The sequence below is a fragment of the Variovorax sp. LjRoot175 genome (genome assembly GCF_964253805.1).
In the GTDB taxonomy this organism is placed as follows: Bacteria; Pseudomonadota; Gammaproteobacteria; order Burkholderiales; family Burkholderiaceae_C; genus Variovorax.
The window spans coordinates 1,066,046-1,086,071 of record NZ_CAXURY020000002.1; the positions used below are offsets into that span (position 1 = coordinate 1,066,046).

Genomic DNA, 20,026 nt, shown 5'->3' on the forward strand with positions numbered 1-20,026 from the left:
CATGAAGCTGCTCCTGATCAACCCCAACATCTCCGACAGCGTCACGGCGCTGATCGACAGCGAGGCGCGCCGCGCGGCCTCGCCCGAAACGCGCATCACGACGCTGACCGCGCCCTTCGGCGTGGCCTACATCGAGACCCGCTTCGAGGCGCTGATCGGCGCCTACGCCGCGGCGACGCTGGCGGCCGAGCACGGCGCGCTGCACGACGCCGTGGTGGTCGCCGCCTTCGGCGATCCCGGCCTGGCGGGCCTGCGCGAGGCGCTCGACATCCCGGTGCTCGGCCTCACCGAAAGCGCGCTGATGAGCGCCTGCATGCTCGGCCAGCGCTTCTCGATCATCGCGATTTCGCGCCGCATCACCGCCTGGTACCGCGAATGCGTGGCGGCGAACGGGCTGGCCGATCGGCTCGCCAGCATCCGCCACCTCGACCAGCCGCTCGCGGACATCGGCCGCGTGCAGGACAACCACGCCGCGCATCTGGCAGCGCTGTGCGAGCGAGCCGTCGACGAAGACGGCGCAGACGTCATCGTGCTGGCCGGCGCACCACTCGCGGGCCTGGCGCGCAGCCTCAAAAGCCGCCTGCCGGTGCCGGTGGTCGATGGCGTGTCGAGCGCGGTTCGCCACGCCGAGACGCTGGTGGCGCTGCAGTCCGGCACGGCCCGCCGCGGCAGCTTCGCGCCGCCGCCCCAGAAGCCGAACCGCGGGCTGCCGCCCGCCATCGAGGCGCTGCTGCGCCGCCAGTGATCCGAACTCTTCACCCACCACCCGCGGAGACCCTGAACCATGCAAAGACGTCACATCCTCCAGGCCGCCGGCGCGGCCGCCGCATCGCTGGCCGCGCCCTCCATGTTCGCCCAGGCCTTGCCGGCTACGCCGATCCGCCTGGTCGTCGGCTTTCCGCCCGGCGGTGGCGCCGATGCGCTGGCACGGGTGGTGGCGCAGAAGCTCGGCGGCCTGTGGAACCAGCAGGTCGTGGTCGAGAACAAGGCCGGTGCCTCGGGCACGCTCGCGGCCGACTACATGCTGCAGCAGCCGCCCGACGGCAGCGTGCTGCTCCTGTCCACCATCAACAGCCACGCGCTCGCGCCGGCCGTGCGCTCCAACCTGCGCTACAACGCCGAGCGCGACTTCGTGCCCGTGGTGCTGCTCGGCGTCACGCCCAACCTGCTGATCACGAGCGCGACGAACCCTGTGAAGTCGGTGAAGGAAGTCGTCGCGCAGTGCAAGGCGCAGCCCGGCAAGATCAGCTTCGGCTCCGCCGGGCCCGGCACCATCCAGCACTTCGCCATCGAGATGTTCAAGCTGCAGGCCGGCGTCGACGTGCTGCACGTGCCATACAAGGGCAGCGGGCCGTTGCTCACCGACCTGATTGGCGGCCAGATCCAGTACACCTTCGAGACCATGACGGCCGCCACGCCGCACGTGAAGAACGGCCGCGTCGTCGCGCTCGCGCAGACGCGCGCCAAGCGCTCGAAGGCCTACCCCGGAGTGCCCACCATGCAGGAACAGGGCTTCCCCCAGTTCGAGACCATGAACTGGTACGGCATCTCCGGCCCGGCCAAGCTGCCCGCGGCGCTGGCGCGCAAGATCAACCAGGACGTCAACGCCGTGCTCGCGATGGCCGACGTGCAGGAAAAGTTCGAAGGCTTCGGGGTCGAGGACGGCGGCGGCCCGGTCGACGCCTACAGCAGCTTCACGCACAGCGAGATCGCCAAGTGGGCCAAGGTGGCGAAGGACGCCAAGGTCTCCATCGACGGCTGAGGGGGCGCCGGCCACCACCCGATGGCGCGCAACTTGCAAGAGGCACGCCATGACAGCAAGCTCGCCCCGCCGCCCCTCCAAGACCGCCAAGATCACCCGCATCGACCGCGACAGCGACAGCACCGTGCAGTCGCTCACGCGGGCAATGCAGTTGCTGGAACTGCTTGCCGACGATGACGAAGGCTACCGCCTCGTCGACATCGCCGCGCACAGCGGCCTCTCTTCCTCCACCGCGCACCGCCTGCTCACCACGCTGGAGCAGCGCCAGTTCGTCCAGTTCGACCGCGAGACCAACCTCTGGTATGTGGGCGTGCGCTGCTTCTCGGTCGGCGCCGCGTTCGCGCGGCGGCGCCGCATCGCGCCAGTCGCGCTGCCGGTGATGCGACGCCTGCGCGACAGCTCCGGCGAGAGCATCAACCTCGGCATCGCCGACCTGGGCGACATCGTGTTCGTGACCCAAGTCGAAAGCCGCGAGCAGATGCGCGCCATGGGCAAGCCGGGCTTTCGCGCGCCGCTGCACGGCACGGCGATGGGACAGGCGATCCTCGCCGCGATGGCGGAGGACGATGTGCTGCAGTACCTGCGCACCTACGGCCTGCCGAAGCTCACGGCCAACACCATCGCGCGCGCGTCGCGGCTGCACGAGACCCTCGGCGAGGTCCGCCGCGCCGGCTTCGCGATCGACGACGAACAGAACGCGGTCGGCCTGCGCTGCATCGCCGCAGCGATCCGCGACGAGCATGGCCAACCCTTCGGCGCGATCTCGCTCGTCGGGCCGACGCAGCGCATCAAGAGCGCCGACTTCGCGCAGCTCGGCGCGGCCGTGCGCGCCGCGGCCGACGACATCACCGCAGCCTACGGCGGGCGCATCAGGTAGCGCGCTTCTTCCGCGGGCGCGCAGCGCCAAGTGCTTGATTCGAAAAGAGTTTTTCCGCCTCTCCCGCTCCGCGGAAAAGTCTGCAGGCGCGCCCTGCCGCGCGCTTCAATGCGTGCACGTTCCCCTTCACTGCACAGCCACGAAAACCCATGAAAACACTGCTCCCACCGGACCCCGTGAGCCGCGGGCTGACGCGCGTCTGTGACTGGACCGTCATCGCCTGCGGCTGGTGGCTCATCGCTCTATCGGTGATGACCTGCATCGAGATGCTCGGCCGCAAGGTCTTCTCGTTCAGCTTGCAGGGCATCGACGAGATCGGCTCGTATACCTACGGCATCGTCGGCGCGTTCGGCTTCGCCTACACGCTCATCACACGCAGCCACACGCGCGTCGACTTCCTGCTGTCGCGCTTCCCCATGAAGACGCGCGCGCTGCTCAACCTGCTCGCGATGCTGAGCCTCGCTGCCCTGTCGATGCTGTGCCTCTGGCGCGGCTGGCACGTGGTCGTCGAAAGCATCGAGCTGCACAGCACCGCGGCCACGCCGCTGGCCACGCCGATGTGGATCCCGCAATCGATCTGGCTCGGCGGCTATCTGATGTTCGCGCTGGTCGCGGGCTGGGCCGCGATCGATGCGCTGCGCCTCTTCCTGGCGCGCCGCACGCAGGAGCTCAACACGCGCTTCGGCCCGCAGACGCTCGAGGAAGAGATCGAGGCCGAGACCGACATCCACGTGAAGACACCCGCGGAAACCGCGTCCATCCACACGACCCCCGCCGGAGCCACATCATGATCGGACCGCTCGAAATCCTGGCCGGCCTGGCCATCATGCTGGGGCTGATGTTCCTCGGCTTCCATGTCGCGACGACGATGCTGGTCGTCGGCCTGCTCGGGTCGCTGATCCACTTCGGCATGCCGGCGATCAACGCGGTAGGCGAGCAGCTCTGGGCCGCCGGCGAAGACTACCTGCTGCTGTCGATCCCGCTGTACATCCTGCTCGGCGAGATCCTGATGCGCGGCGGCGCCACCGACAAGATGTACCAGTCGCTCGGCCAGTGGCTCAACCGCATGCCCGGCGGCCTGCTGCACACCAACATCGGCGCCTCGGCGCTGTTCTCCGCGGTGTCGGGCTCGTCGGTCGCGACCGCGGCGACGATCTCGACCGTCGCGCTGCCGGCCTTCAAGAACCGCAAGTACGACCAGCGCATGGTGCTCGGCACCATCGCCGCTGGCGCCAGCCTGGGCAACCTGATTCCGCCCGGCGTGGCTTTCATCATCTACGGCTCGATGACCAACACCTCGGCAGCGCGGCTGTACATGGCCGGCATCCTGCCCGGCGCGATCATGACGGTGCTGTTCCTGCTCACCATCCTCGCAATCTGCGTCTGGAAGCCCTCGATCGCCGGCACTCGCGAAGCCGGCACGGCGATGCGCGAGAAGCTGCGGCACTCGGTGCACCTGCTGGGCCCGCTGGCCGTGTTCTCGGTCGTGATGGGCGGCATCTACACCGGCTGGGCTACGGTGACCGAAAGCGCGGCGCTCGGCGTGATCGTGTGCCTCCCGATCGCGGCGGCCTACGGCAAGCTCAAGGTCGGCATGCTGCACGAGTGCTTCCGCTCGACCATGCGGCTCACCGCGATGACCGCGCTGATCCTCGTCGCGGCGCTGTACCTGAACTTCGTGCTGTCGATGCTCGGCGTGCCGCAGGCGCTCGCCAGCCTCATCAAGTCGGCCGACGTCTCGCCGATCATGCTGCTGTGGATGCTGGCGGTGATGTATCTCATCCTCGGCATCGCGCTCGAGACCATGCCGATGCTCGTCGGCACGCTGCCGGTGGTGTTCCCGATCATCCAGGCGGCCGGCATCGACCCGGTGTTCTTCGGCGTCTTCATGGTGCTGATGTGCGAGATCTCGCTGATCAGCCCGCCCATCGGCATGACGCTGTACGTGATCCAGGGCGTGCGCGGCGAAGGCTCGATCAACGACGTGTTCCAGGGCACCCTGCCCTTCTTCGCCGCCATGATCGTGATGACCGCGATCCTGATCCACACCCCCTGGATCGCCACCTACCTGCCGAACCTGATGTTCGGCAAATGACGGTCCCTCCCACGAAAGAACCCATGAAGCTCAAGCTCGCCCTCATCGCGGCCGCGCTCGCGTTCGCGCTGCCCGTCCACGCCCAGAACACCAAGCTTCGCGCCGCCGGCAGCCTGGTCTCCGGCGGCCTGATCCAGCAGAACAAGGAACAACCCTTCTTCGAGAACTTCGCGAAGAACACCGGCCTGCCCATCGACGTCGACTACAAGCCGATGGACGTGCTGGGCGTGAAGGACGCCGACGGCCTGCGCGTCGTCAAGTCGGGCTTGTTCGACATCGTGACCTTGCGGCTCGCGCAGGTGTCGCGCGACGACCCCTTCCTGCTGGGCCCCGACATCGTCGGCCTGTCGACCGACTACGACACCGCGCGCAAGGTGGTCGACGCCTACCGCGGCGCATTCGACAAGCGACTGCAGGAAAGGCACAACGCCAAGCTGCTCGGCACCTATCCCTTCGGGCCGCAGATCCTGTTCTGCAAGTCGGCGATCTCGGGTCTGGCCGACCTCAAGGGCAAGAAGGTGCGCGTGAGCGACCAGTCGCTCGCGAAGTTCATCGAAAAGCTCGACGGCATCCCGGTCGCCCTCGCCTTCAACGAGACGCAGCAGGCGCTCGAGCGCGGCGTGACCGACTGCGCCATCACCGGCCCGAGCTCGGCCAACTCGGCCGGCTGGCCCGAAGTGGCGACGCACGTGATGCCGATCGGCTTCCAGATTCACCTCGTCGCTTACGCGATCAACCTGAAGAAGTGGAACGCACTGCCGCCCGCCCAGCAGACAAGGATGAGCGAGGCCTTCGCCAGGTTCGAGACCGAGGCCTGGGCCTATTCGCGGGAACTGTGGGACGACGCGTCACGTTGCAACGTCGGCCAGGAACCCTGCAAGTACGGCAAGAAGTACGCGATGAAGGAAGTGCCGGTAAAGCCCGCCGACCAGAAGCTCGTGCGCGACGCGGTCGGCGCCGTCTCATTGCCGCTGTGGGCCGAGGTTTGCGACAAGTCCTACGACAAATGCTCGGCCACCTGGAAGCAGGCGATCGGTCCGCTGGTCGGAATTCGATGAACAAGTTCTTAAAGGAGTGATGCCGTGAAACTGAAATTCGTTCTCCCCTCGCTTGCCGCCGTCCTCGCGCTGGCCCTGCCGGCACATGCCGAAAACCCCAAGCTGCGCGTGGCCGGCAACCTGGTCGCCACCGGGCTGATCCAGCAGACGAAGGAGCAGCCCTTCTTCGAGAACTTCGCGAAGAACACCGGCCTGCCCATCGACGCAGACTACAAGCCGATGGACGTGCTCGGCGTGAAGGACGCTGACGGCCTGCGCGTGCTGAAGTCGGGCCTGTTCGACATCGTCACGCTGCGCCTCGCGCAGGTGTCGCGCGACGAACCCTTCTTCCTCGGCCCTGACATCGTCGGCCTGTCGACCGACTACGAAGTCGCGCGCAAGGTGGTCGACGCCTACCGGGATGCCTTCGACAAGCGCCTGCAGGAGCGCCATGGCGGCAAGCTGCTCGGCATCTATCCCTTTGGCCCGCAGGTCGTGTTCTGCAAGGTGGCGATCACCGGCCTCGCGGACCTGAAGGGCAAGAAGGTGCGGGTCTACGACCAGTCGCTCGCCAAGTTCATCGAGAAGCTCGGCGGCATCCCGGTCACGATCCCGTTCGGCGAGACGCAGCAGGCGCTCGAACGCGGCGTGACCGACTGCGCCATCACCGGCCCGAGCTCGGCCAACTCGGCCGGCTGGCCCGAAGTCACGACGCATTTCATGCCGATCGGCTTCCAGATCGCGCTCAACGCGTATGCGATGAACCTCACGAAGTGGAACGCGCTGCCGGCCGATCAGAAGGCGAAGATCACCGAGGCGTTCAAGAGGTTCGAGACCGACGTCTGGGCCTACTCCAAGGAACTCTTCGAGGACGCGTCGCGCTGCAACGTCGGCAAGGAACCGTGCAAGACGGTCAAGAAGTTCGCGATGAAGGATGTCCCGGTCAAGCCGGGCGACCAGCAGATGATTCGCGACGCGCTGACGACGGTGTCGCTGCCGATCTGGAGCGAGCTCTGCGACAAGTCCTACGACAAGTGCTCGGCCACTTGGAAGCAGGTCGTCGGCCCGGTGGTGGGACTGAAATGAGCTCACCCCCAGGCTTGCCCGCTTCGTGTGGCCGCCAACCCCCTAGCCGGGGGCAACACCAGCGGCCCGGCAAAGCCGGTTCCGCGGTGTTTCCCGAACGGGCCCGGCTGCGCCGGCCGTCTTGCGTCGCGGGTGGCGTCCGGCCTGTGGATCGACTGAAATGAAATTGCTCTGGCAACTTACGGCAACGCAGCTCGCCGCCGGTTTTCGCGACGCCGCGTTCACGCCGACCCAGGCGCTCGAGGCCTGTCTGGCGCGCAGTGCCGAGGTCAACCCGCGGCTCAACGCGCTGATCGCGCTCGACGCCGAGGGCGCGACCCACGCCGCCGAGCAAAGCAGCGCGCGCTGGCGCACGGGCCGGGCGATCGGCGCGTTGGACGGCGTGCCGATCACGATCAAGGACAACCTGCAGGTGCGAGGCCTGCCCACTCACTGGGGAAGCCGCGCGCTCGCCGGCTTCGTGGCCGAACGCGACGAGCTTCCGGTGGCGAAGCTGCGCGAAGCCGGCGCCCTGATCTTCGGCAAGACCAACGTGCCCGAGTTCACGATGCAGGGCTACACGGACAACCCGGTGTTCGGCCCCACCGGCAATCCGTGGAACCCGACCCTGACGCCCGGCGGCTCATCGGGCGGCGCGGCCGCGCTGGTCGCTGCGGGCGGATGCCCCATCGCGCTTGGCACCGACGGCGGCGGCTCGATCCGGCGACCCGCATCGCACACCAACCTGGTCGGCCTCAAGCCCTCGCGCGGCCGCGTGCCGCGCAGCGGCGGACTGCCGCCGATCTTTCTGGACTTCGAGGTCGCAGGGCCGCTCGCGCGTTGCGTGGACGACGTGGCCGCGGTGATGCAGGTGATAGGGCTCGGCCCGATGCGGCCAGTGGCACCAACGCCGGCGCGCATCCTGTACATCCCACGCTTTTGCGACCACCCGCTCGATCCGCAGATCGCGCATCTCGCCGATGCGGCGGCCCGGAATCTTTCCATGCTGGGCCATGAAGTGACGACAGCAGAGGGCTTCGATCTGGCAGAGGCGGTCAACCAGCGCTGGCCGCTGCTGGCGCAGGTGGGGCTGGCGTGGCTGGTCGAGCATCCGCAGGCGCTGTCGCCGACGCGTCCGTTCGATCCGGCCTTGTTCGCCCCCGCGATGCAGGCCAACGCGCAAGCCGGGCGCAGCGCGTCGGCCCTCGCGCTGTTCGACCTGCTGCTCGAAGCCGAGCGGTTGCGCACCGAACTGGCCATCCTGTTCGAGCGCTACGACTTCCTCTTGACGCCGGCGGCGGCGGCGCTTCCCTGGCCGGCCGGCGAAACGCATCCACCCCGAATCGATGGCCGCGAGGTCGGCGCGCGCGGTCACGCCGTCTTTGCTGGCTTCGCCAATGCGGTCGGCCTGCCGGCGATCGCGCTGCCCTGCGGCTTCGCCCAAGGCTTGCCGGTCGGCCTGCAGCTGGTCGCGCGCGAAGGCGACGACGACGCGTTGCTCGCGCTGGCCCGCGCGTTCGAGCGAGCTCATCCGTGGCAGCGCTTTCCCGAGCTCTGACGCCGGTGGCCGCCACGGTCACGCCGGACATCGCAGCGCGCGCCCTGTACATCGCGCGTCGCGACGGCCGGCGCGTGCCCTCGGCACTGGTGCAGCCTGCGGACCGCCACGAGGCCTATGCGATCCAGGACGCGACGCTGGCCGCTCTCGGCACCGTCGGCGGCTGGAAGGTCGGCGCGCGTGCGCCGGGACTGGAGCCGACCTGTGCGCCATTGCCGGCCGAAGGGCTGCGGTCCGACGGTGCGCTGCTGAAAGGCCCGGCTTGGCGGCTGCGCGGCATCGAAGTCGAAGTCGGCTTCCAACTCGGCGTCGACCTGCCGTCCCGCGCGGCGCCCTATACCCTGGACGAGCTGGCGTTCGCCATCGAATCGGTGCTGCCGGTGATCGAAGTCGTGGAGACCCGCCTCGCCGACTGGCTCGGCGCCGGCTCCGATGCGCAATTGGCAGACCTGCTGAGCCACGGCGCACTGGTGCTGGGGCGACGCCAGCCCTTCGAGCCGGCGTGGTTCGATCTGGCGAAGGTCGAGGCCGTGCTTCGCTTCGGCGAGCAGATCGTGGCCCATACGGTGGGCGAGCACCCGAGCCCCGATGCCGGCACGCTGCTCGAATGGCTGGCCAACCATTGCTCGGCGCGCGGCGTCGGGCTCAAGGCAGGCCAGGTCATCACCAGCGGCTCGTGCACCGGCATGCTGTTCGCGTCCCAGGGCACTGCCGTGCGCGTCGAGATCGCGGGTCTCGCGCCGTTGAGCGTGTCGTTCTGACCCCAGTCAAAAGGAATGGAAGTGCCCCTTTCGAAAATCGATGCCGTGGCCGACGCGCTGATTCATGCGCGTCGCACCAGGAACCTGGCGGATGCCGCGCCGCTGGCCGATGCGCTGACCGACACAGCCGATGCCTACGCAGTGCAGCAGCGCGTGGCGCGCGAACTCGGCGGGTTCGAAGCTGCAGCGCCGCAGTACTGGAAATCGGGCGGCCCGTCCCGCGGCGCGGTACTCACCCATGCGCGGCTGCCACCGGCCGGCGTATGGACCAGTCCGGCGCAGAGCGGCACCTGGCCGTTTCACATGCGCGGCATCGAGGCCGAGGTTGCGCTGCGGCTCGCGCGCGATGTCGATGCCACGCTCGCCGAAACGCTGGACGCAGGCAGCGCGAGCGCACTGGTCGATGCGATGACCGTCTCGATCGAGCTCGTCGACTCGCGCTGGCGCGAAGCACTGGGCGCGCCGGCGCTGTTCAAGCTGGCCGACCTGCAGTCGCATGGCGCGCTGGTGCTCGGCCCCTGGATACCGTTCGCGGCGCGTGACTGGCGCGCGCAGACGTGCCGCGTGCAGATCGGCGCACAACCGGCGGTCGAACGCCGCGGCACCCATTCGCTCGGCGACCCCGCCTTCCTGCTGACGGCGTGGCTGCGTCACGCCACGCTGGACGGCCGCAGCCTGCCGGCGGGCACCGTCGTGACCACCGGCACCTGGGTGGGGATTCTTCACGCGGCCGCGGGCGATCTCGTCACGGCCGAGTTTCCGGGCATCGGACGCGCGTCCGTGCAGTTGTAGTTCCATCGACTCGCCACAGAAAAGGAGACCCATGATCGCTCTCGACAACCATCCCAGCGGCCGCCACTTCCTGCAGATCCCCGGCCCGAGCCCGGTACCCGACCGCATCCTGCGCGCCATCAGCCTGCCGACCATCGATCATCGCGGCCCCGAGTTCGCGACGCTCGGCAAGAAGGTGATCGCCGGCCTGCAGCAGGTGTTCCGGACGCAGCATCCGGTGGTCATCTACCCCGCGTCGGGCACCGGCGCCTGGGAGGCGGCGCTCGTCAACGTGATGAGCCCCGGCGATGCGGTCCTGATGTACGAGACGGGCCACTTCGCGACGCTGTGGCAGCGGATGGCGCAGCGCCTCGGCCTGGAGCCCGAGTTCATCGGCCTGCCCGGCGTCGACGACACCGGCTTGCCGCGCAGCTGGCGCCACGGCGTGCAGCCCGACCTGATCGAGGCGCGCCTGCGCAAGGACACCGAGAAGAAGATCAAGGCCGTGTGCGTGGTGCACAACGAGACCTCCACCGGCGTCACCTCCGACATCGCCGCGGTGCGCCGCGCCATCGATGCGGCCGGGCATCCCACGCTGCTGATGGTCGACACCATCTCGGGCCTCGCGAGCGCCAATTTCCGTCACGACGAATGGGGCGTCGACGTGACCGTCAGCGGCTCGCAGAAGGGCCTGATGCTGCCGCCCGGCATCAGCTTCAACGCCCTGTCGCCCAAGGCCATCGAGGTCAGCAGGACGGCGCGCCTGCCCAAGGCCTTCTGGGCCTGGGACGAGATCGTCGAGATGAACCAGGGCGGCTACTGGCCCTACACGCCGAGCACGAACCTGCTCTACGGCCTCAGCGAGGCGCTCGACATGGTGCTCGGACAGGGACTGCCGGTGGTGTTCGCGCGCCACCAGCGCTGGGGCGAAGGCGTGCGCGCCGCGGTCCGTGCGTGGGGCCTGCCGACGCAATGTGCGGACGAGCGCGTCCACTCGCCGGTGCTCACCGGCGTCATCACGCCGCAAGGCGTGGATGCCGATTCGCTGCGCCGGCTGATCCACGAACGCTTCGATCTCTCGCTTGGCGCGGGACTCGGCAAGCTCAAGGGTCGCATGTTCCGCATCGGCCACCTGGGCGACTGCAACGACCTGACGCTGATGGCCGCGCTGACGGGGGTTGAGATGGGCCTGAAGCTGGCAGGCGTGCCACTGGCCAGCAGCGGCGTCGCGGCGGCCATGGACTTCTTCGCAGCGACACCGCAGCCCAAAGTCTAGCAAGCTCCTCGCTTCACTCAACCCGAACTTCCGCTTCGCGGCGGCGGGAGCGGACGTCGAGCTTGAGGTTTCAAACTACCGACTTCGGTGGCCACAAGATGCTATGTAGCGCTGCGTGCGATCTGGGTCCGTCAAATAATTTGGCAAGGAGCACATTCGTGGTCAAAGGTCGACGTGGCCGCAACTTCCGCGGGTCACTGCAGGGTGACCGTTCCAAAAGATGGGGCACGTCGGTAACTGGGGTTTGCCGGTGCGCTTTGCGCGCATGCTGCATGTGGTGCACGGTGTTCGCACCTGCACGGATAGAAGCTCGTCCGAGCACTACTGGCTCGAACGCTCCATCACGCCCCGGCCTTGAACCAGGATGCGTGACCGCCACGCCGCGGCCGACTCGACATCGCGCAGGAAACCAGGCTTGACAAACCAGTCCTCATAGAAGCGGTAGTTTGTAAGGTCTTGTCGAGTGGGTTTGCGCCCTCCGCAACGGCTCCTCGCTTGTCGGTCATTTCTTGCTCTTCGGGGGCGCTGCGGGCCGCGCCGATGCGTCCAAACAAGCAGCCTTTGCTCTGTCTGAGATAGCGCTGTGAGGTTGTAGCGCCATATCGGCGCGGACTCGTCAAATGCAGGGGTTGCGCAATAGATGCCGCTCGCAACGATGGTCTCCAGCCGGTTCACGATCGAGCGTATGGTGTCGAGCGTGTCGTAGCGCACGAGAGCATCGAGCTCCTCGCCAGTGGCGATGCCGGTCACGTAGACGGTGAACATCTCGATGACGCCTACGAGAAGTGGAAGGGCATCGTGCAAGCCTCGGGCGCGACAATCGAATAGGTGCCCGTGTCGCAGAATGACGTCTCCACAATAGGCCGCACTGACGGCACGGAGACAGCAATGGCACAGCGCAAGAATCGAACAGACACCCTTCTGCTGAAGACAACCGCCCTCGCAGCGGTTGTCGCCCTGGCGCAGGGCTGCGCGCAGACCACGGCACAGCGGCCGGCGCCGTCGGGCGCCACCGTCGCCGCACATGTTGCAGCAGCCACGGGTGCCGCCGGATCCGATCTGACGGCGCTGTTGACTCTCTGCAAACCCGCTCCCGCCGCGCGGCCGCCCCAGGCCGAGCTGGACAAGGGCCTTGCCGCCTTCATCGCCAAGCCCGCACCGCCACCGGGCCAGGCTTTCGACAACCTGTATTTCGTGGGCGCCGACTGGGTCAGCGCCTGGGCGATCAAGACCTCGGACGGCATCATCCTCATCGATGCGCTCAACAACCAGGCGGAGGCCGCGGCACTGATCGAAGGAGGCATGCGCAAGCTGGGCCTCGATCCGGCGCAGATCAAGTACGTGATCGCGACGCACGGCCACGGCGACCACTACGGCGGCGCGCCGTACCTCTCGCAGAAGTACCGTGCGCGCGTGGTGATGAGCGAGACCGATTGGACCATGACCGAAACCAAACTTGAATTCGCAACGCCGATCTGGGGCGCGCCGCCGAAGCGCGACGTTTCCGTGAAGGACGGTGACCGCATCACGCTCGGCGATACCACCGTCTCGCTGTACATCACGCCGGGCCACACCATGGGCACGATCTCGCCAGTGTTCGACGTGACGTCTGGCGGCAGGAAGCACCGCGCCATGCTCTGGGGCGGCACGGGCTTCAACTTCGGCAAGGACGTGCCGCGGCTGGACAGCTACATCGATTCAACGCGGCGCATGGGCGCGGTGGCACAGGCGCAGCGCATCGACGTGCTGCTGTCGAACCACTCGGGCATCGACGGCTCGCAGGCCAAGCTGGCTGCGCTGCTCCAGCAGCCGGCCGGCGCGGCCAACCCGTTCGTGATCGGCACGCCCGCCGTGGAGCGCGCATTGAACGTGATGGGCGAATGCGCTCAGGCGCAGCGCGATCGGTTCGCGCTGCAGTAAGGCCGGCTCAATCTGGCGTGAACTTCTTGTTGAAGATGTCGACATCCGATGCCAACTCGAACGTCGCCACCTGCCCCATCTTCCCGTCGCTGAGGCGGCAGGCGGAGAACAGGCTGTAGCGGCCCTTGAAGTAGAACTCGTCCATCACGATCAGTGCGTACGGATACGGCACGAAGACCTGGTGCTCGAAGATGACGCGGTGCACGTTCCTGGGCGAAGGAAAGAGCTTGTAGTCGCCGGTGTCGATCGACTTTGCGGTGGCCATGGCGTGCTCGCTTCTTCTGCGTTCAGGCGGGGTCGCGCACGTCGGCCACGGGGTTGTTGCCGAAGTCCTCGCGCGCCAGATACTTAAGCACCTTGGCCGCCGCGGTGGCGGGGCTGTCGAGCCGGCCCTCCTCTTTCATGCTCACGAAGCGCGTTCGGTCCGGAAACTTCTCGGCCGATGCGCCGCGCAATTGCACCTGCATGTCGGTGTCGATCACCGCCAAACGCGAGAGAGATGATGCGTGCGCCGTTCGGCGCCCCTGCTTCCTCGAGCGCCACGACGCGCGAGAAGTGGTCCATGCGCTGCCCATGGCACTAGCCCCAGGCCCGATGGCGCGTCGAAGGCATGAGCCCAATGCCGTGCGTGCCGACGTGTGACCGCGTTTGGCCGTGAGTCGGCAGCACGTCGCACCAGCCAACCACTACACCCTCCAGAGCGGCAATCATCTGGCGCCACCGGTTCGCGACGATAGACGAGTACAACGCCCATGAATCCTCCTCTGGCGGCGCCTCCGTGAACGAGAGAAATCGCTTCTCTCGCGCCACTGTGTCGAGCGCGAGACGTAGTCCCTCGAAATGCTGCGTCGAAAGAGGTTCAATGGACAGGTTCATCTGATAGGAGCCCTGGAAGTTGAGCTCTTGGGCAGAACTCTGTCTGTCGCTCTCATGGGGAATGACCTCAGTCGTTGACACGTTGGTACTGCTCGATCTGACAGGCGTAGCTCCCAGGCTGCGTCGAGCATACCGAATAGCCCACAGGCGCGGTGCTTGCGCAGCCGGCCAGGACGCATAAAAGTACTGCGCTCGCGACCTTGAACATGAAGCCTCCGAACGACAGACCTGACAGCTGGGTCTTGGCTGCATTCTGCCCGTCAAGTTGGAGCGGCAGCGAACGTCGGGTTTTGGACCGTATCGCGTCATGCGGCCGAATCATCGAGCCAGAGGTCCTCGCGGCGCAGATGATCGGGCAGTGGTCGACGACGCGGCTTGCGTTGGTTGTCGCCCGGAGGCGCTACGTCCTTTGAGAGTTCAAGCGTTGAGCGACTGCTTTCTGGCTTTCCTTGCATGCTCTGAAACGCAGCTCTGGGCCCTTCGCGATGGCGCCGCGTCCGGCTACAGTCGGCCAGAAGCGGTCAACCACGTAGCCCGCCTCGCGCCCCGATGGCAATCGGTCCAGCGGGCTGCGCACCGAACTCAACCGAAGGACCGAATGATCACGAAATTCCTTATCTCCTTTCCTGCAAGGGCGATGGATGTCCCGGCACAGGACCTCGCCGCCGTGGGTGAAGCTGCGCGCGAGGTCATACGCGAGGCGAAGGCTGCAGGCGTGTACGTCTTCGGTGGTGGCATCAACGAAGATGTCGCACCGCTCATGGTCGCCTCAGACGGCGCGGTCACAACCGAAACCTATCCCCAGACGAAGGATTTCGACGGCGGCTTCTGTGTCCTGCAGCTTCCGTCGCGCGAAGCCGCCATCCTGTGGGCTGCAAAGATCGCCAAAGCTTGCCGCTGCTCGCAGGAACTCCGCGAGTTTGGGTATGACCCCGAGAGTTGACGGGCAGGGCCCGCAGCCGGCCAGAAGCGGTCGGTCGCAGCCGCGCTCTATTCGCAGGAATCTCAACGTGGGGTACGTCGTCTCGACGACTGCCTTCTGGGGGCAAGTGATCAACTTCTGGCAGGGACGGGGCTTCATTCGCAAATAAGGCCCTGCCGAAGTTGGCAGGGCCGAAAGATGCGATAGACAGCTCAGAAGCTCTTGGGTTGATTCCTGGCTTCCATGATTGCTGATTGAAGCTTGCGCTTCACTATGGCATCCTGAAGGTCAAGCCGCCCGCGCCGAGGGTATCTTGGCGTCTTGCCGGGCGCGGGCGCGAACCAGGCGTCATCAAAGGAAAGCCGGTGATGATTGACCAGGTCAAACTTGGTTGCCTTGGTTAAGCCCGTTTTGGCGCTGGCCTCAATGACGAACTCTCCCGGGCACACCGCTGTGGTGTTCTGGGATGTGGCGTATGCGACTACCACAACAGAACCGGCCGGGTCATCGGTCGCCTCTTCGACTTGAAGCACTAAGGCCGGGCGGTTCTTGGGGCCTGGCACGCCCATTTCCTGCGGAAAGCTGCACTCAACAATGTCGCCGAGTTTGGGCCGCGGTTTCCAGTAGTTCCTGCTCACAGCAGCGAGTCGATGACCTTACCTCTCCTTTTTGGTTCGGCCTTCGCGATGGTTTGGTGCTGTATCTTGGTGAGTGGCATCAATTTCTCCGTGTCCTGTTCGACGAAAACCTCGTCTCGCAGTCTAGCGAGTGCGTACAGGACGGTTTGGGTTTCGTTAAAGCCCAATTTTTTGGCCAGCGCCCGCAGCGCGTCTCTCGACACGGTAGTCAGCGTGTCGTCTTTGAAATTCAGCTTAAGTGGCTGATGGCTGGTGGTGGCAGGCATGGCGGCTCCGCGGATGGGTCTCTGGTATGTATATTATACATACCGCGTAGCTATATTGCAAGCTGACGTGCACCGCTGTTCATGAGGCGACCGAGGCGCCGAACAGAACCGTTCCCCTCGAGCTGCTGTCCCACAGGGCGGTTGAGGGCGTCGGTCCGGCGATGACGCGCATGTGGCAGGATCCGGGCCAATACCGGAAGTTCCTCACGACGCTCCAGTTTTCTTCCAGTGGAGCCTTGCAATTGCTCTCGCCCTGGCTGCGGCTGGCCGATATCTGATGTTCCAATCCAGCATGAAATTGAGTGACGCCGACAGAATCAGAGATGCAGATCGCACAGTACGTCCAAATCACATGCGCCCTTGTTTAGTGCTCCTCTTACTGTCGACGGTCTTGTTCGCTTGCACGACTCAACCATCGACACCGTATCGTCCGATGGGCGAAGGACAGGGGCCGTTCGGCTATGCCTCAGAAACTGTAGGCGATCTTCTGTTTCGCGTTGAGTTTTGGGGTTCGAATAGAACCCCTGCGAGAACGACAAAGGCATTCGCACTCTTTCGTGCTGCCGAGCTAGCCAGAACGCTCAACATGGTGGCCTTTACGATTGAAGATGGTCCGTTCGATCGTTCAGTACTAGACGGCGACGATGTTTTTTCAACCAACGACCGCGTTGGGCCGACGTTCTCGTTCGGAGCAGACACCGTGGGGCCCGTGCGCCGAGTCCAGACGTCGACGATTTGGATCCCCATACATGTCCCAACTCCCGAAGAGCGCTACGAGCGCACAGCCTCAAAACTCGTGATCCTGCGCGTCCGCATGCACCCAGAGCCTGTTGCTTCAGGGGACCCGCGAACTTTCATTACCGAGGAAGTGCTGGATCGCTTGGGGCCCCGGATCGTGCGTGGCCAATCGTCATGAGCGAGGGCAGCATGCGGCCAAGAACTGTCCTTGGGTCGCACCGATCGTGCGGCGGGTCAAGTCCGACTCCGGTCGTTCAACGGGCGAACGAGCCGGCAGTTTCGACCCATAACGGCTGTTCGACCAGGGTGCTGCGACGTCGGCTCCGGCTTAACGCCGCCGCCGAGCAGGGTCACTGCACCACCTGGCTGGCGCTTGCCAATGTTGCAGCGGGGATGGCGACGCCGAGGTTGCGTGCCGCCGCGAGATTGACGATCAGTTCATGCCGGGACACTCTCTCTACAGGTATGTCGGCAGGCTTTGCCCCTCTCAGAATCTTGTCCACCACTGCCGCCGAGTGCTTGGTCGCCTCGACAAAGCTTGTGCCGTAGCTGAGCAGGCCCCCTGCATCTGCATGGTCCCTCGGGGAGAGCGTGGGGAGGGTGTGTTTGACCGCAAGTTCCGCGATCCTCTTGCGATTCGGTGTGGTCACAGGGGTGGACAGAACGACGACTGCATTGGCGCCATCCTTCTTCGCGGCCTGGAATGCACCATCGAAGTCGGGATTGGGGACTCTCTCCACCTTGAGCGTGAATGTCTCGATGCCGGCTGACTGGGCTGCCTTCTCGACGGCTTGGAACAGGGTTGGAGCAGCACCCGAATCTCCTAGGATGCCAACGCGCTTCACGGTCGGGATTGCGGACTTGAGCAGCTCGAACTGCTTGGCGGCAAATTGCGGGTCGAAGGTCGTGGAGCCAGTGACATTTGCGCCGGGTCTTTCCAAGGTGGCGACAAGGTCCGTCGCGACAGGGTCAACCACCACCTCGAACACAATCGGCACATCCGATGTGACGCTCTTGGCGGCCCTGGCGGCAGTTGCTCCAACCACGACCAACACGTCCACCTTGAGCTTTAACAGTTCAGTAGCCGACGCTGCCATCTGGTCGAGCCGGTCCCCCTCCGGCCACCGCGCATCGATCATCACGGTGCGACCTTCCACATACCCGAGGCTGGCCAGTGTCTTGCGAAGGACCTCCAGCAAGGGCGTATTGGTAGGGCCCAGAAATCCCACCCGAGGAATGCCGGCTGGTTGCTGTGCGGAAGCAGTTGAGAACAACGAACCCATTAGAGCCGCAACGTGAACCAGCGCGAGTCGTCTGTGCATCATCGCTCCTAGGGGCAGGTGCGATCCTGCTCGTCATCAGGCGGTGAGTCAATCCCCACAAAGTCAGAGGCCCCGAACTTTTGTACGAGGCCTCGTGGTTCTTGGCTTCCCGCTGATCTGCCGGCTGCGACTTCGGTCTAGAGAGAACCGATCGTCCAAGACAGTGGAGTCAAGGGCGGACCAGTGTCGCTGGGCGTGCGTCCGACACCGACCCTTGCCGAACCGCTCCGGCCTTCGAACAGGCCGCCCCGTCCGAGTTCGGGCCTGGACGGCGGCTTCGGGGAAGATCAATTTGCGGATCACGACCGTCCGCTCCTGGCCGGGATGGTGGGCTTGAGGCGCAGCGGCGAACGGCAGCATCGCACTACATACCTGCCGTAGGTCGATCGGTGGCGACGGACGGCATCGGGCCCATTCCAGCCCGCCAGCGGACATCATGAGGTTCAAGGTAGCGTGCGGAACCGGCGCCTAACGCCTTGATGCGCAAACGGTCGGCGGAACCATCATGGGCGCCGATCGACAACTGCAGCAAAACCGAGAGCGTGAAAATCGCGGACTTCGGCAATTCGCGGGATGAGCTGCAACGGCACGCGCTTCAGCTCGAACATCTGCTGCACCATGTGCCTCACCCTCTCTTCGGCCAGATCGACCTTGAACATGTTGACCAGCGCCTCGATGTCGACGAAGTCTCGCGCGCGCTCGTTTCCCAACCCCTTGCGTTTGATGATGTCTGCGTACTCCGGCATCTGCTGGCAGATGGCCCGAATCTTCTCGCTGACAATCATGGCCGGCGAGTAGACGTAGATGCGATAGCCAAGGAGCTCGTGTTCCTGCTTGTCTTCGGTGTACTCATGCCGGCTGATGTCGACTGTGAACCTCGTCCCCTCGCCGAGCTTGACGGCCTCTCTGCGCATCTGCGCCAGATCGCGTTCAAGCGCGCCGGCTCGCTCGAGCGAAATGAGTTTGAACTCGACGAGGTAGCCTCCCCAGAAGGCAGCGAGGTCGTCAGGCATCTTGCCCGGTCGCTGATTCATGCGGATATCGAATGCCAGGTAGCCGAGTTCTCGTTCGAACGTGGACTGCAGCGCACGCTCGACTTGCTTCTGCGCCTTCACAAAGTCCAGGTCGCGCGCCGTCGAGAAATCGAGGTCTGCCGACGCTCGGCTGTTGACCTGAAGAACCACGTCCATGGCGTTCCCGCCCTTCAGGACAAGTTGCTCCAGGAGTTCGTCGTCCGAGAACATGGCTGCGATGGCTACGCGCTTGATCTGCTCAAGGCTGTCGCCGCTGGCCGTCTTTGCCGTCTTGCCACGAATCATTCGACGATGGTACTGCCGCGCTCAACCGCAGGCGCCTTTGAGCTCTGCTTCGATCTGGACTGGGTGACAAGTTTGGTGTCGACCGCTCTCGTATCTCCCAACTACCAAGAACGGTAGTTGCCCCCTCGTGTCGCCTCGGCTGAACATGATCTGTTCCAACGCTGAAGGGATATGCGCATGAAAACGCTCCTTATCGACAACTACGACTCCTTCACCTACAACCTCTCTCAGTACCTCTGCGCCTGCAACGCCGAGCCGCCCCTCGTCGTGCGCAACGACGAGATGACCTGGGACAAGGTGGAAGGCCTCGCATTCGACAACATCGTGATCTCGCCGGGCCCCGGCCGACCGCAGCGGGCCGAGGACGTCGGAATATCTGCCGACGCGCTGCGCTGCTCGTCGAAGCCCGTGCTCGGCGTGTGCCTGGGCCACCAGGCCATCGCCCACCACTGCGGCGCAGTGGTCGATCTCGCGATGAGACCGATGCATGGCCGCATTGACCGCATCTCCCATGCCCAACGCGATCTGTTCCGGGGCATTCCGGATCGCTTCCAGGCGGTGCGCTACCACTCCCTCGCTGTGACGCGTCTGCCGCAATCGCTCGAACCCCTCGCCTGGACCTCGGACGGCACCTTGATGGCGCTGCGTCACGTCTCTCTTCCCTGGTGGCGCGTACAGTTCCACCCGGAATCGATCTGCACGGAGTTCGGCGCCAGGCTCCTGCGCAATTTTCGGGAGCTCACCGAGGAGTGGCGCGCGGGCCGTCCCCTGAAAAGCACCTTTGGAAGCTTCGGGGAGCCGGATCAGGCCACCAGCGAGCCGC

At 65.5% G+C, this 20,026-nt stretch carries 20 protein-coding genes and 2 pseudogenes; 15 read left to right on the forward strand and 7 right to left on the reverse strand.

The annotated features are described in order from the left end of the window. Position 1 precedes the first annotated feature (1 nt). The 11 genes from ACSQ89_RS35415 to ACSQ89_RS35465 all read left to right on the forward strand — a co-directional run bounded on the left by ACSQ89_RS35415 (position 2) and on the right by ACSQ89_RS35465 (position 11,202). On the forward strand, positions 2–745 hold the full coding sequence (locus ACSQ89_RS35415) for an aspartate/glutamate racemase family protein (protein WP_093111076.1): 744 nt from the start codon (positions 2–4) through the stop codon (positions 743–745). A gap of 39 nt (positions 746–784) precedes the next feature. Continuing rightward, on the forward strand, positions 785–1,762 hold the full coding sequence (locus ACSQ89_RS35420) for a Bug family tripartite tricarboxylate transporter substrate binding protein (protein WP_436295565.1): 978 nt from the start codon (positions 785–787) through the stop codon (positions 1,760–1,762). Positions 1,763–1,811: 49 nt separating this feature from the next. Beyond that, positions 1,812–2,639, forward strand: coding sequence for an IclR family transcriptional regulator (locus tag ACSQ89_RS35425; protein WP_093111072.1), 828 nt, complete (start codon positions 1,812–1,814; stop codon positions 2,637–2,639). Between the two features lie 149 nt (positions 2,640–2,788). After that, the gene (locus tag ACSQ89_RS35430) at positions 2,789–3,430 is read left to right on the forward strand and encodes a TRAP transporter small permease subunit (protein ID WP_436295566.1); all 642 of its coding nucleotides are present in this window, start codon (positions 2,789–2,791) and stop codon (positions 3,428–3,430) included. Further along, positions 3,427–4,734, forward strand: coding sequence for a TRAP transporter large permease (locus ACSQ89_RS35435; protein ID WP_436295567.1), 1,308 nt, complete (start codon positions 3,427–3,429; stop codon positions 4,732–4,734). The genes ACSQ89_RS35430 and ACSQ89_RS35435 overlap by 4 nt, the downstream gene beginning before the upstream one ends. A 23-nt stretch (positions 4,735–4,757) precedes the next feature. Then, a complete protein-coding gene (locus ACSQ89_RS35440; RefSeq protein ID WP_436295568.1) occupies positions 4,758–5,792 on the forward strand; it encodes a TRAP transporter substrate-binding protein in 1,035 nt (344 codons plus the stop codon). Between the two features lie 24 nt (positions 5,793–5,816). Beyond that, complete coding sequence (locus ACSQ89_RS35445; RefSeq protein WP_436295569.1) at positions 5,817–6,857, forward strand: TRAP transporter substrate-binding protein; 1,041 nt, start codon at positions 5,817–5,819, stop codon at positions 6,855–6,857. Between the two features lie 160 nt (positions 6,858–7,017). Then, entirely contained in the window at positions 7,018–8,394 is a 1,377-nt protein-coding gene (locus ACSQ89_RS35450; RefSeq protein ID WP_436295570.1) for an amidase, read from the forward strand. After that, positions 8,370–9,155 (forward strand): 2-keto-4-pentenoate hydratase, encoded by a 786-nt coding sequence (locus ACSQ89_RS35455; protein WP_436295571.1) that lies wholly within the window; start codon positions 8,370–8,372, stop codon positions 9,153–9,155. Before ACSQ89_RS35450 ends, ACSQ89_RS35455 begins: the two co-directional genes overlap by 25 nt. A gap of 15 nt (positions 9,156–9,170) precedes the next feature. Continuing rightward, positions 9,171–9,947 (forward strand): fumarylacetoacetate hydrolase family protein, encoded by a 777-nt coding sequence (locus ACSQ89_RS35460; protein ID WP_436296934.1) that lies wholly within the window; start codon positions 9,171–9,173, stop codon positions 9,945–9,947. A gap of 31 nt (positions 9,948–9,978) precedes the next feature. Further along, positions 9,979–11,202 carry a pyridoxal-phosphate-dependent aminotransferase family protein gene (locus ACSQ89_RS35465; RefSeq protein WP_436295573.1) on the forward strand — a complete coding sequence of 408 codons (1,224 nt, stop codon included), beginning with the start codon at positions 9,979–9,981 and terminating at the stop codon, positions 11,200–11,202. A 321-nt stretch (positions 11,203–11,523) separates the two neighbouring features. Here ACSQ89_RS35465 and ACSQ89_RS35470 read toward each other — a convergent pair whose 3' ends face one another. Continuing rightward, positions 11,524–11,967: a hypothetical protein gene (locus ACSQ89_RS35470; protein ID WP_436295574.1), complete on the reverse strand. Its 444-nt coding sequence runs from the start codon at positions 11,965–11,967 to the stop codon at positions 11,524–11,526. A gap of 123 nt (positions 11,968–12,090) precedes the next feature. Between ACSQ89_RS35470 and ACSQ89_RS35475 the strand changes: the two genes are divergently transcribed. After that, complete coding sequence (locus ACSQ89_RS35475) at positions 12,091–13,122, forward strand: MBL fold metallo-hydrolase (protein ID WP_436295575.1); 1,032 nt, start codon at positions 12,091–12,093, stop codon at positions 13,120–13,122. Positions 13,123–13,129: 7 nt separating this feature from the next. On the opposite strand, the gene ACSQ89_RS35480 is transcribed toward ACSQ89_RS35475, so the two are convergent. Then, entirely contained in the window at positions 13,130–13,387 is a 258-nt protein-coding gene (locus ACSQ89_RS35480) for a hypothetical protein (protein WP_015867751.1), read from the reverse strand. A gap of 22 nt (positions 13,388–13,409) precedes the next feature. Continuing rightward, positions 13,410–13,686 (reverse strand): annotated as a pseudogene (locus ACSQ89_RS35485) (SDR family NAD(P)-dependent oxidoreductase); the annotation flags it as partial. A gap of 949 nt (positions 13,687–14,635) precedes the next feature. Between ACSQ89_RS35485 and ACSQ89_RS35490 the strand changes: the two are divergent. Continuing rightward, positions 14,636–14,941 carry a YciI family protein gene (locus ACSQ89_RS35490; RefSeq protein ID WP_093110894.1) on the forward strand — a complete coding sequence of 102 codons (306 nt, stop codon included), beginning with the start codon at positions 14,636–14,638 and terminating at the stop codon, positions 14,939–14,941. 191 nt (positions 14,942–15,132) lie between these two features. Here the strand turns inward: ACSQ89_RS35490 and ACSQ89_RS35495 are convergent, their stop codons facing one another. Next, positions 15,133–15,558 carry a type II toxin-antitoxin system PemK/MazF family toxin gene (locus ACSQ89_RS35495; RefSeq protein WP_436295576.1) on the reverse strand — a complete coding sequence of 142 codons (426 nt, stop codon included), beginning with the start codon at positions 15,556–15,558 and terminating at the stop codon, positions 15,133–15,135. After that, on the reverse strand, positions 15,555–15,824 hold the full coding sequence (locus tag ACSQ89_RS35500; RefSeq protein ID WP_436295577.1) for a hypothetical protein: 270 nt from the start codon (positions 15,822–15,824) through the stop codon (positions 15,555–15,557). Before ACSQ89_RS35500 ends, ACSQ89_RS35495 begins: the two co-directional genes overlap by 4 nt. 352 nt (positions 15,825–16,176) lie before the next feature. Here ACSQ89_RS35500 and ACSQ89_RS35505 point away from each other — a divergent pair, with 352 nt between their 5' ends. Continuing rightward, on the forward strand, positions 16,177–16,740 hold the full coding sequence (locus tag ACSQ89_RS35505) for a CC0125/CC1285 family lipoprotein (protein ID WP_436297275.1): 564 nt from the start codon (positions 16,177–16,179) through the stop codon (positions 16,738–16,740). Between the two features lie 172 nt (positions 16,741–16,912). On the opposite strand, the gene ACSQ89_RS35510 is transcribed toward ACSQ89_RS35505, so the two are convergent. Together ACSQ89_RS35510 and ACSQ89_RS35515 are read right to left on the reverse strand one after the other, a co-directional pair. Next, a complete protein-coding gene (locus ACSQ89_RS35510) occupies positions 16,913–17,884 on the reverse strand; it encodes an ABC transporter substrate-binding protein (protein WP_436296935.1) in 972 nt (323 codons plus the stop codon). 503 nt (positions 17,885–18,387) lie between these two features. Continuing rightward, a complete protein-coding gene (locus tag ACSQ89_RS35515; protein WP_436295871.1) occupies positions 18,388–19,203 on the reverse strand; it encodes a nucleotidyl transferase AbiEii/AbiGii toxin family protein in 816 nt (271 codons plus the stop codon). Between the two features lie 177 nt (positions 19,204–19,380). Between ACSQ89_RS35515 and ACSQ89_RS35520 the strand changes: the two are divergent. Beyond that, positions 19,381–19,878: pseudogene (locus ACSQ89_RS35520) on the forward strand (anthranilate synthase component II); the annotation flags it as partial. Positions 19,879–20,026: the final 148 nt, after the last annotated feature.